The sequence below is a fragment of the Paraburkholderia unamae genome, from assembly GCF_003268775.1.
GTDB lineage: Bacteria > Pseudomonadota > Gammaproteobacteria > Burkholderiales > Burkholderiaceae > Paraburkholderia > Paraburkholderia unamae.
On the sequence record NZ_QLSU01000019.1, the window covers coordinates 39,208 to 50,637 of the forward strand.

The 11,430-nt window shown below is 61.7% G+C and carries 11 protein-coding genes and 1 pseudogene; 7 read left to right on the forward strand and 5 right to left on the reverse strand.

Going from position 1 to position 11,430, the window contains the following annotated elements; translation table 11 throughout:
- Positions 1 to 36: 36 nt before the first annotated feature.
- Together C7401_RS27385 and msrB are read right to left on the reverse strand one after the other, a co-directional pair.
- Positions 37 to 1,851, reverse strand: a complete 1,815-nt coding sequence (locus C7401_RS27385) for a cytochrome c biogenesis protein DipZ (protein ID WP_112174566.1) — start codon at positions 1,849 to 1,851, stop codon at positions 37 to 39.
- Positions 1,852 to 1,887: 36 nt separating this feature from the next.
- Positions 1,888 to 2,421 (reverse strand): peptide-methionine (R)-S-oxide reductase MsrB, encoded by a 534-nt coding sequence (gene msrB, locus C7401_RS27390; protein ID WP_112174567.1) that lies wholly within the window; start codon positions 2,419 to 2,421, stop codon positions 1,888 to 1,890.
- 206 nt (positions 2,422 to 2,627) lie between these two features.
- On the opposite strand from msrB, the gene C7401_RS27395 reads away from it, so the two are divergent.
- Together C7401_RS27395 and C7401_RS27400 are read left to right on the forward strand one after the other, a co-directional pair.
- The gene (locus C7401_RS27395; protein ID WP_112174568.1) at positions 2,628 to 3,389 is read left to right on the forward strand and encodes a response regulator transcription factor; all 762 of its coding nucleotides are present in this window, start codon (positions 2,628 to 2,630) and stop codon (positions 3,387 to 3,389) included.
- The gene (locus C7401_RS27400; RefSeq protein WP_112174569.1) at positions 3,386 to 4,885 is read left to right on the forward strand and encodes a sensor histidine kinase; all 1,500 of its coding nucleotides are present in this window, start codon (positions 3,386 to 3,388) and stop codon (positions 4,883 to 4,885) included. The genes C7401_RS27395 and C7401_RS27400 overlap by 4 nt, the downstream gene beginning before the upstream one ends.
- Before the next feature lie 27 nt (positions 4,886 to 4,912).
- Here the strand turns inward: C7401_RS27400 and C7401_RS27405 are convergent.
- Positions 4,913 to 5,107 (reverse strand): annotated as a pseudogene (locus C7401_RS27405) (2Fe-2S iron-sulfur cluster-binding protein); the annotation flags it as partial.
- Between the two features lie 187 nt (positions 5,108 to 5,294).
- Between C7401_RS27405 and C7401_RS27410 the strand changes: the two are divergent.
- The 3 genes from C7401_RS27410 to C7401_RS27420 all read left to right on the forward strand — a co-directional run bounded on the left by C7401_RS27410 (position 5,295) and on the right by C7401_RS27420 (position 8,116).
- Positions 5,295 to 6,242 carry a LysR family transcriptional regulator gene (locus C7401_RS27410; protein ID WP_112174570.1) on the forward strand — a complete coding sequence of 316 codons (948 nt, stop codon included), beginning with the start codon at positions 5,295 to 5,297 and terminating at the stop codon, positions 6,240 to 6,242.
- 152 nt (positions 6,243 to 6,394) lie between these two features.
- Entirely contained in the window at positions 6,395 to 7,597 is a 1,203-nt protein-coding gene (locus C7401_RS27415; RefSeq protein WP_112174657.1) for an NAD-dependent formate dehydrogenase, read from the forward strand.
- 6 nt (positions 7,598 to 7,603) lie between these two features.
- Positions 7,604 to 8,116 (forward strand): HPP family protein, encoded by a 513-nt coding sequence (locus tag C7401_RS27420; RefSeq protein ID WP_112174571.1) that lies wholly within the window; start codon positions 7,604 to 7,606, stop codon positions 8,114 to 8,116.
- A 110-nt stretch (positions 8,117 to 8,226) separates the two neighbouring features.
- Here C7401_RS27420 and C7401_RS44510 read toward each other — a convergent pair whose 3' ends face one another.
- Entirely contained in the window at positions 8,227 to 8,475 is a 249-nt protein-coding gene (locus C7401_RS44510; protein WP_146758004.1) for a hypothetical protein, read from the reverse strand.
- Between the two features lie 38 nt (positions 8,476 to 8,513).
- Positions 8,514 to 9,392 carry a LysR substrate-binding domain-containing protein gene (locus C7401_RS27425; protein ID WP_112174572.1) on the reverse strand — a complete coding sequence of 293 codons (879 nt, stop codon included), beginning with the start codon at positions 9,390 to 9,392 and terminating at the stop codon, positions 8,514 to 8,516.
- A gap of 275 nt (positions 9,393 to 9,667) precedes the next feature.
- Here C7401_RS27425 and C7401_RS44515 point away from each other — a divergent pair, with 275 nt between their 5' ends.
- Positions 9,668 to 9,997, forward strand: coding sequence for a hypothetical protein (locus C7401_RS44515; protein ID WP_146758005.1), 330 nt, complete (start codon positions 9,668 to 9,670; stop codon positions 9,995 to 9,997).
- A gap of 351 nt (positions 9,998 to 10,348) precedes the next feature.
- Positions 10,349 to 11,098: a hypothetical protein gene (locus tag C7401_RS27435; RefSeq protein ID WP_146758006.1), complete on the forward strand. Its 750-nt coding sequence runs from the start codon at positions 10,349 to 10,351 to the stop codon at positions 11,096 to 11,098.
- Positions 11,099 to 11,430 lie beyond the last annotated feature (332 nt).

Consider the following 11,430-nt stretch of genomic DNA (forward strand, 5'->3'; position numbering starts at 1 on the left):
ATCCTTGCCAGACGAAGCAAGTCCGGCCGGTGGGGTTTAACCGAAAGTAAATGCGAAGGCCTGCACGCCCGCATCGAGAAACTGGATCGCGAAGGTGTGATCCGCGACGTCTCCGGGCTGGCGAACGAGTTGATAAAGGCGCTGCCCTGTCACCGTCCCAGCGCCATCCGGCGCGACATCGCTGCCGTGCGCGCCTGCCGGCGCCTTGCCGTCGACCGTCACGCGAAAGCGCACTGGCTTGCCGTCGGGGCCGGGGCCAAGAACCAGATGCAGGTCTCGTGCATGAAAGCGATAGATGATTTCTCCGCCGGGTTTGGCGAGCGTCGCGTGCTCGCCGCCGACGCTCCACTCGCCTGTCAGTCCCCAATGGTTGAGAGCGGGATTCGACGGCGCGCGATAGTCGTGCGCGCGGTCCTGTGCGACGCCACCGGGCGACGCGAAGCCTTCGGCGCGCTCGAAACCGATATAGGTTTCGGGCGAGCGCATGTCGGCATTGTCGGCCTGTCGCTGGACGCCGCGCTCTTCGGCGCCGCCCAGGCCGATGGGGATGTTGGCAGCATCCGCGTGGCCCGCTTCCACGAGCAGTTGCTGAATGACGCGTTCGGACTGGTCATACTCGCCTTCACCAAAGTGCTCGTAGCGAATCTGCCCTTTGGCATCGGCAAAATAATGGGCGGGCCAGTACTGGTTGTCGAACGCACGCCAGATTGCGTAGTTGTTGTCGATCGCCACGGGATAGTCGACGCCGAGATCGTGAACGGCCTTGCGCACGTTGTCGATGTTGCGTTCGAAGGCGAACTCGGGCGCATGCACGCCAATCACCACCAGCCCCTTGTCGCGGTACTTGCTGGCCCACGCCTTGACGTAGGGAAGGGAGCGCAGGCAGTTGATGCACGAATACGTCCAGAAGTCGACGATGACGACCTTGCCGCGCAGGGCCTCGTCGGTCAGCGGCGCCGAATTCAGCCATTGCACGGCGCCCCCTAACTGCGGCAACTGGCCGAGCACCGGTAGCGCTTGCGTGGTTGCGGGGCGCATGGCGTCGGAGGCGCGCATCATGGCGCCTCCGGTCGCCGACATCGTGTTCGCGGCGCCGGCGGCACCGGTCATCGCCATCGCGCGTTGGTGCGACGGTGCGAACGCATCGACGAGACGCTGCTCGAGACCACCCGTCGCCACCGTCGAAATGCGCGTGAGCACGCCCGTGTCCAGACCGAGCGCGATGGCGGCAACACCGGCGAGCATCGCCGCGCCAATACCGCGCCGGATCCACTGGCCCGCCCCCAGTGAGCGCTTCATCGCCGCGAAGACACGGCCGCCCAGCAGCAGCGCGACGGCGAGGGAAGTTGCCGCTCCGGCCGCGTACGCCAGCAACAGCAGCGTTGTGCCGATGCTCGCGCCTTGCAGCGCTGCGCCGGTCAGGACAAGACCGAGAATCGGTCCGGCGCAGGGCGCCCACAAGAGTCCCGTGGCGACGCCAAGCAGAAACGACGAACCGATCCCCGGCGCGCCGTCGTGCTGCGCGGCGTTGGAAAGCCGGTTGCCCGCGTTCACGAGCGGCTGCATGATGCGATCGGCGAGACCGGGCAGCAGGAGCGTGAGGCCAAATACCGCGAGCAGCACGATCGCGAGCCAGCGGCCATACTGGTTGGCCTGGGCGACCCAGCCGCCGCCGACGGCAGCGAGCGTTGCGACCGCTGCGAAGGTGGCGGCCATGCCGCCGAGCAGCGGCAGGCCGGAGCGCACGAAGGGCTGATCGGCGCGTGCAAAGACGAAGGGCAGCACGGGCAGGATGCACGGACTCAGGATGGTGAGCACGCCGCCGAGATACGCCAGGACGATGAGTAGCATGATGGTGTCGGGAAGGACGATGCGGGTTCGACCGGTTCAGGCCGCGCCAGGCTTGAAGGTCATGGCGATGCCGTTCATGCAGTAGCGCAGGCCGGTCGGCTTCGGGCCGTCGTCGAAGACATGGCCGAGGTGGCCACCACAGCGGTGGCAATGCACTTCGGTGCGGACCATGCCGAACGAGCGATCCCTGTGTTCGGCCACCGCATGCGGGAGCGGCGCATAAAAGCTCGGCCAGCCCGTGCCGCTCTCGAATTTCGTCGTCGAGGCGAACAGGTTCGTCGCGCAACCCGCGCACGCAAAAATGCCGGCTCGGTGTTCGTCGTTGAGCGGGCTCGTGAAGGGCGGTTCCGTCCCCGCATTTCGCAGCACTTCGTACTGGGCGGGCGTGAGGAGCTTGCGCCATTCGGCATCGCTATGCACAACGGCGAAATGTTCGGCGGGCCCGGACGCCGCGCCCGCCGCCGCCGCATCGCCGTCAGGCTGAGCCGCCTTCACGCGCCACTGGCCGAGCGCGGCCATGACGGCGAGCGCGCCGCCGCCCGATAGCAGCAGCCGTCTACGGATATCCATCGTGCTCTCCTTGTGCGGTGCACCGCCGCCCGAGGGGTAGGCGGCGCGCATCCTTTACACGAAGCATAGGCAGCGCCCGATATCGAAGTCCTCACGAAAAGTAAAATTAATTGTGATAACTCTGTGGCGGAATTTCTGCACAATGGTTTTTTCATCGCGCTTCAATCCGGGGCGCGCTGCGCCCTATCGAACGAGCTGAACGACACATGGATCGGACCAAACGCGTACTCATCGTCGAGGACGACGCGGATATCGCCAACGTGCTCATGCTGCATCTGCGCGACGAGCACTACGAGGTGGTCCACAGCGCCGATGGCGCCGAGGGGTTGCGGCTGCTGGAGCAGGGCGGCTGGGACGCCTTGATCCTTGACCTGATGCTGCCGGGAGTCGATGGCCTCGAAATCTGCCGGCGCGCGCGGGCCATGACACGCTATACGCCGATCATCATCACGAGCGCGCGTTCGAGCGAAGTGCACCGCATTCTCGGGCTCGAACTCGGCGCCGACGATTACCTCGCGAAGCCGTTTTCGGTGCTCGAACTCGTCGCGCGCGTCAAGGCCCTGCTGCGCCGGGTCGAGGCGATGGCGAAAGATCTGCGGCTCGAAGGCGGCACGCTGATGCTGGGCGGCTTTTCAATCGATCCAGTCACGCGCGAAGCCCAGGTCGATGGCAAACGCATCGAGCTGACGCCGCGTGAATTCGACCTGCTTTATCACTTTGCGCGCCATCCGGGCAAGGTGTTCTCGCGCATGGAACTGCTCAACGCCGTCTGGGGCTATCAGCACGAAGGCTACGAACACACGGTCAACACACACATCAACCGCCTGCGCACCAAGATCGAAGCCGACCCGGCGCAGCCGGTGCGCATCCTGACCGTGTGGGGGCGTGGCTATAAATTCGACCCGCTGGCGCCCGCGGCTTCCGGCAACGCCGCGCTGCGCGACGACAGCCAGGGAGGGGTGCCATGAACCTGTCAGTGACGCAGCGGATATCCATCGTGTTTGCGGTGCTCCTGATCGCGTGCTGCGGGGCGTCGGCCTGGTTGCAGATACGGGATTCAGACCTGCACGATCAGGAGGTCATCCAGGCGCTCTCCCACGACCTGGCCTTCCACATCGCCCGCAACTCCACGCTCATGGGCGCGGACGGTCCCAAGCCCGCGGCGTTGCGCACGTTGTTCGGCCAACTGATGGTGGTGAATCCGAGCGTCGAAGTCTATCTGCTTGACGCGAACGGTCACATCACCGGCGACGATGCCCCGCCCGGACATATCCGCCGCATGCAGGTCGACCTGCAACCGGTGCGGCGTTTTCTGGCCAACGAACCATTGCCGATTCTGGGCGACGATCCGCGCAGCGCAGACGCGCGCAAGGTGTTCAGCGCCGCCGTCGTTCCAGGCGCCGACGGCCACCCGGCTGGCTATATCTACGTCGTCCTGATTGGCGAAGCGCGCGATGCACTGGCTTCGCGGCTTGCACAAAGCACCGTGCTGCGCACCACGCTCGGACTGATGGCCGTGGTCGCCTCGCTCGGCCTCATTGCCGGGCTCATCGCATTCGGACTGATCACGCGGCCCTTGCGGCGTCTGACCGATACCGTAAGCCGCTTCGATGCATCGATTCGCACCGGCTCGGAACCGGCGCCGCTTGCGCTCAGTCGCACGGCGGCATCCACGGGAACGCGCGATGAGATTGCCATTCTCGAACGCACCTTCGCCCAGATGGCCGATCGCATCGGTTTGCAGTGGCGCGAACTCAAACGGCAGGACCAGGAGCGGCGCGAACTCTTCGCGAACATCTCGCACGATCTGCGCACGCCGTTGACTTCCCTGCACGGCTACCTCGAGACCTTGTCGTTGAAAGACGAGAGTCTGGAGGGCGGCGAACGCCGCCGCTATCTGGCGGTCGCGCTCGCGCAAAGCACGAAGGTAGGGCGGCTTGCGCAATCGCTGTTCGAACTGGCACGGCTGGAGCACGAGAACGTACAGCTGACGCTCGAAACGTTTCCCCTCGCGGACGTCGTGCAGGACGTGTTCCAGAAGTTCGAGCTGGCCGCGCAATCCCGGAAGATCCGCCTGAAGGCTCAGATTCCGCCGCGTTTGCCGGCGGTTTGCGCCGATCTGGGCATGATCGAGCGCGTGCTGACCAACCTGCTCGACAACGCAATCCGGCATGCGCCTGACGGCGGCGAGGTCAGTGTCGAACTGGCCGGCGAGGGTGACAAGGTGAGCGTCGTGGTCAGTGATACAGGTCCCGGAATCGCGCCCGAACTTCGTGCGAATCTGTTCCGGCGAGCGTTCAGTTCAGGCGACGCACGCCGCCAGGGCGGCTTGGGATTGTTGATCGTGCAACGGATGCTGCAACTGCATGGCAGCGTCATCGAGCTGGTCGAGCGCAACGATCGCGGCGCGACGTTCAGTTTCAAGCTGAACGCCGCGCCAGTGCGGGCGGCGCTCAAGACGTGATCGACTTGCGCGTGCGGCCTCGCGCCATAGGTCGATCACGATGCGCGAGGAGCGGGCGCGCGAGCAACACAATGCGATTTGCTGGTTCGCTGCGCTTTTTTCCGTGTCGCTTTGCACGGTATCGCGATGATCGACCACGCCTTCTCGTACCGGCGTCAGGCACGCGCCACAAATACCCATCTCGCACGACAGCGGCACGTTGACGCCGCCTTCCAGCAGGACAGGTCATTCGTGAACTCATCGTAATATATAGCAGAATATAGCGATGGGTGCGCCGCGCTACCATGCCCGGAGCACAAACACGAGGACGTTTTGATCCATCAGTTGAAAGTGGCGCGCGCGATGGTACACATGCGCCAGTGCGCTCGCGCATGTGGATCAAGCCGCCGGCCGAACCAGGAGACAAGCAATGTTTATCCGGCAACTCAACTATCTGGTTACGTTGGCCAGGGAGCAACATTTCGCGCGCGCAGCGGAGCTTTGCAACGTAACGCAACCGGCGCTATCGTCCGCCATACGCAGTCTGGAGAACGAACTGGGACTGGTGATCGTCAGGCGCGGCCGACGTTTTCTCGGACTCACCGAGGAAGGCGAGCGGGTGCTGGGTTGGGCCCGTCAGACCATCGCTGCGCTCGACCATATGAGGCAGGATGTCTCCGCTGCGAACCTGCTAACCGGTACGGTCAGGGTCGGCGTGATTCCCACGACAATGCCCGTCGTGAGCCTGCTCATCGCAACCTGTCGGGAAACGCATCCCATGCTGAGGTTCGCTGTGCGTTCACTGAGCTCGGACGCCATCCTGCGGCAACTCGACGAATATGAACTCGATATCGGCTTTACCTATCTCGACGAACACACGCAGGCCGGTTTCGAGGTGATGCAGCTTTATCGCGAACGCTATGTCCTGGTCTCGCCGTCCGGACCGGACGAAAGTGTGCGCGCCGGTGCCGTTCGCTGGGATGCATTGGGCGAATTGCAATTTTGTCTTCTGGATTCCTCAATGCAGAACCGGCAGGTGATCAATGCTGCTTTCCGTCGTGCTGGCATTGAGCCCAAAATCGTACTCGAGGCGGACTCGTTGCTCACGTTGATGTCGAGCGTTCAGCATACCGGGCTTCACACGGTGTTGCCGCATAGCGTGCTCAGCGTAACGGACAGCGCCGGGCGGGATGCGGTGACACCGATCGCGCCGGAACTCACTCGCGAGATCGGCCTGATTGCACGCGAACTTCCCTCCCGCCCGCCGCTCGTTGCGGCCTTATGGAAAGCCGCCGGGCGTCTCGATTTGCAGACGCGATTCGACGCATTCCTGGATCACCCGCACGCGATTGTCGACGCGACAACTGCCGTTTCATAAGCCAGACTTATCTGGTGATACGTCGAAACGATTGGATCGACATTAAGCTTGTCGTCGACACTCTGTCCGTCGATCGATCGCAGGTAGCGCGATCGGACAGCCGGCGGCACCAGGCGGCCGGTTCCTCGCCAATCAGAGTGGAGACAGACATCGTGGCAAAAATTGTTTGTGTGCTGTATGACGATCCGGTCAACGGAATGCCGAAGCAGTACGCTCGCGACACCCTTCCTGAAATTACGCGCTATCCCGACGGCCAGACGACGCCGACACCCCGCGCGATCGACTTCACTCCGGGGCATTTGCTGGGTTGCGTCTCGGGCGAACTGGGTCTGCGAAAGTACCTGGAATCGAACGACCATCAACTCGTGGTGAGCTCCAGCAAGGACGGAGCCGACAGCGTTCTCGACCGGGAATTGCACGATGCCGAAATCGTGATCTCGCAACCGTTCTGGCCAGCCTACATGACGGCCGAACGTATCGCGAAGGCGCCGAAGCTCAAGATGATCGTCACTGCCGGGATCGGATCGGATCATACGGATCTCCAGGCCGCCATGGATCGCGGTATCACCGTGGCAGAGGTCACGTATTGCAACAGCAACAGCGTGGCCGAGCACGTCGTGATGACAACGCTTGCGCTCGTACGCAACTATATTCCGTCGCATAACCGGGCCAACAACGGTGGCTGGAACATTGCCGATTGCGTCGAGCGCTCGTATGACGTCGAAGGCATGCATGTCGGTACGGTTGCCGCTGGGCGCATCGGTCTGCGTGTGCTGCGCTTGCTCAAGCCGTTCGACATGAAGCTGCATTATCTCGATCGTCACCGGCTCCCCGAATCGGTGGAGAAGGAGCTGAATCTCACTCATCACACGAGCCTTGAAAGCCTGACCCGCGTATGTGACGTGGTCACGCTGAATTGCCCGCTGCATCCTGAAACCGAGCACATGATCAACGCGGCGACGCTGAAAAACTTCAAGCGTGGCGCTTACCTGATCAATACAGCGCGCGGCAAGCTGTGCGATCGCGACGCAATTGTCGATGCGCTGAAGAGTGGCCGGTTGGCGGGATACGGCGGCGACGTCTGGTTCCCTCAGCCTGCACCGGCAGATCATCCGTGGCGAAGCATGCCGCATCAGGGAATGACGCCGCACATCTCAGGCACGAGCCTTTCCGCGCAGGCACGTTACGCGGCGGGTACGCGCGAAATCCTCGAGTGCTACTTCGAAGGTCGTCCGATCCGCGATGAATACCTTATCGTGCAGGGCGGCAAGCTCGCGGGTGTTGGCGCGCACTCGTACAGTGCGGGCAACGCGACGAAGGGCTCGGAAGAAGCTGCGCGCTTCAAGGCAGCCTAACCGCCCATGACGTCCCCGGTCGCAGCCTCTGCTGGCGCCAACGGGGCCTCGACGCGGCGTGCTCAGGCGGTCGGCATTCTGCTTGCCGGCCTGGGCGCATTCGTCGCGTTGGCTCTCGTGGGCATGCTGGCACAAGAGACCTCGGAACCCTGGATTCTCGGTTCATTCGGGGCCACCTGTGTCCTGCTGTTCGGCTTTCCCTCCAGCCCTTTCTCACAACCGCGAAACATCATTGGAGGCCATGTCCTGACGTCGCTGGCGGGCTTGCTCTGTCTGCATCTGTTCGGCCCGGGATATGTGCCGATGGCGGTCGCTGCCGCGTGTGCGTTGATGTTGATGATGCTTACGCGGACGGTTCATCCGCCGGCAGGCAGCAATCCGGTGATTATCTTCGCAGCGCAGCCTGGCTGGTCTTTCCTGCTACTCCCAACGATGATCGGAGCGATCTCGCTGGTATTGATCGGCTGGCTCTATTGGACAGTCGTCAAACGCGGCGTGTGGCCACATCGGGCACGGTGAGGCGCTTATTGTTGGGTTGGTGGCGATCATCTCGCCGCCGGTGCAGATGGGCACGCAGGTGTTCATCTGCACAGCCGCGCAAGCCCGCTGAAGCGGCTGCGCGGAGCGATTCAAGGATCGAGCACAAGATACGACGTCCGGACTCGAGAGCTTGCGCTACTGCAATCGTCGGTGACGAAGATTGCATCTTCGTTCGGAATGGATGCGATGCCGCTCAGCCTTGCATTGATCCTGATGCGATCCGCCGCGGTGCGGGATACGCCCTGGCATCCTTGAGCGCTGATCACTGGCACGTCAGCGACGAAAGCGGAAACGAGGCGTGAAAGCAGTCCTGTCAACATAAAGCCGGCAAGCGCCATGAGCGGTGACTCCCGGCAACGGGCTGCTTTTGCAGATTTTACGACGCGCAGGATTCGTTTCCGTCTTCGAGACGCGCACGCAGCCACGCGGTAAAAGTGTCGAGTTCGGCGGGGAGCAACCGGCCCGCCGCAGGCAGCACCATCAGTCCGAAGGGGAGTTCGGCAAAGCCCCACGGGGCGATCAGTTGCCCTTCACTGATTTCCTTGCGTACCAGCCGTTTTTCGACGAGCGCCACGCCGAGTCCGGACAGCGCAGCCTCGATGCACAGATGCGTGTGTGGAAACGAGATTTCGCCACCGTCGCCAATGCGCTCCGCGTTCTGCCTGTCCCAATGCGCCCACGCGTTTGTCGTGAACTCGTGCGCGATGCGAATGCCATGTCGTGCCGAAGACGCGTATGCGGGGAGACAGACGGGCCCAAAGGCGACATGAGCAAGGCGGATGGCGCGTTCGCGATCGCTCTCGGGATAGGACGTGAGATCCCACGCGATGACCAGGTCTGCGCCCTCGGTTCGGATTTCCCGCGCCGACGTCATGGAAAGCCGGATACGGATATCGGGCCAGGCGCGGTAGAAATCCGCCAGATTGGGGACGAGCCAGCGCATGGCGAACGTCGCGCTGCACGCTACATGCAGGCCGGACTGTCGTGCCTGGTCGCGCACTCTGGCATAGCCATGTTCAAGTTGCTCGAACACCGAACTCGCTAGCAGGTATAGCGCATGTCCTGTCTGGTTGAGGCGGATTCCTGTTCCTTCACGCGAAAAGAGCGGTGCACCGATATGGCTCTGAAGGAGTTTCAACTGGCGGCTGACCGCGCCGTGCGTGCGGCATAACTCGTCGGCTGCTTTCGTTACCGACTGATTTCTGGCGGTTGATTCGAACGCACGGAGTGCGGAAAGCGGCGGAAGTGAACGCAACGGAGTGTCGTCGGTGAGAAAAACTGACGAAGATCGCAAAAAAAGTCGATTTTCACATGCTATCGCGCGGAGCTATCGTTTGGACTGTAGCTCGCGATGATTGATGAGATGGGACGAAGAGACGGCTAGTGCGCATCAACGAGGCGTATGTGCGAGTTCAGGTCGTGCCGGATTGCCTCACTTGCGCTCGGGAAGGCCTCCGTCAGTAAATCTGTCAAAGACGCAGTCGTTGTCGGGCCGCGAGCGGACATAGATAACACCCGGGAGGTGAAACCATGCTGAAGCAGTTGCTCCCCGCCTTCGTGCATCAATGCGCGCCTGTGGATCCTTATCTGCGCGACATATTGCGCCATATGCTGGGCGCGTGGCCGGACGATAGCGGGCGAGTGCTCTGGGGACGCCGCAACTATTTCATGACGGGGCCTGGCCGGGTCGACGATTCCCTGCGCAAACTTCTCGCCGACGGGCTGGTTCGTGTTGGGAGTTGCGCGGCAGGAGATATCCGTGTCTACCACGCGACACCCATGGGTTGCCTCGCGATTGGGCTCGATGCGACTCAAACACGTCGAGCCCTGGAAGCGGCACACCAGGTGGAGATTTCTTAGCCGTCGGGTCCGGAGGCCCAAGTATGGGCAAGGGCGAATGTTGTGTCTCGGCTTTGGCCGAAATCCGACGTCGAGCAGACTTTCATTGTGAACAAGGGGACGGAAGCTTCTGGCTGAACCCGGAAGTAGGGGAAGCCGTACCGAACCGCCGGGGAGTTGGCGTCTCGAACTTCCGTAGTCGACCCGCAACTGCCGTTCGATCTCGCTTTGGCGCAACGACCGCTGCCGAGGCACAACTACCACTCGCGCAGTCGTGGCGGGCGGCAAGTCGTCTATTCGCGGCACCGGACGATCATGTAGTTAGCATTGCTTTAAACTCCGTCGCTTTCAACGCGCGACGAATAGCTAGTCGTGGTGCGTTTCAAAGTAACTCTGAACGGCTGTCTGAATCTGCTCAATATGACTGTTCCCGGCAATCTGCTAACAATTTATCGGCGGCTGACGGCGCGTAAGCGGTGCATTCCGCAGAGTTATCGTATGTGCGGCTACCAGCATACCGGCAGCGAATCCGACCCGAGATCGCCGGGAACCCAACTAGAATTTCTCTGGCGAAGAATCATATGTAGTGGTAATTCAACAAGAGGAGAATTGCCGATGCCGGACGCTAGAGGAGGGTACGGAGCCGAGCAGCGATCAATCATATTTCGCGCTGTACGTGAGGCGTTTAAAGACAAGGAGAACCAGGCCGCCTGCAACAAGTTTGTCGCCAACGTGGTATCCATAGTTACAAAAGGGCGAGTGTCGTTCCCGAAAGGCGCTTCGGCAAATGAAATCTTTGATCTGATCCAAAATGAACCTTGGCAGATTGTCGGCAGGGGCATCCAGGGCTATCACGTAGCGGGAGTCATCGCCGGTCATGAAGGGAAACTGGTGGTTGCCGCGTGGAAGAGTCCTCCCTCTGAGAAGAACGGGCATTGCGCGATCGTCCTTGATTTCACCAACTCGAAATCTGCGGATCCGAACTTGATGAGGAATCGAGCGGTAATTGCACAAGGCATGCTGCATCATCCAGAAAAGGCCCGTCAGTACGCCAAAATCAGCATCGGATTTAGTGAAGACAAGCTGAAGAATTGCGTATACAGCTGTGTTGACGTCGCGTAGTTGACAGCCTGAGTCCGAGCAAATATTCACATGTGAGAAGCTCAGGAGACGGCGCTTCAATGAAACTCGAAGGTCCGCCATGCGTTATGGAGCCGACATCGGAATGCACGCTACGGCGAGCGGGCGACGGTCCCTTACTGGCCGATACCGTAAGCCATCGGTTCGCCTGTTCGGAGGCGATCACGTCGGCTGGCGAATTTACGTAGTCGCAGGCCGCCTGCTGCGCGTTTGAGTCGTATCACCTCGACCGGCTTCCCGCTCTTTTTTCGTATGAAGAAATGCGGCGCCATATTGACGGAGTAGTACCGCTGGATTGGCTGGAGTTCGCAGAG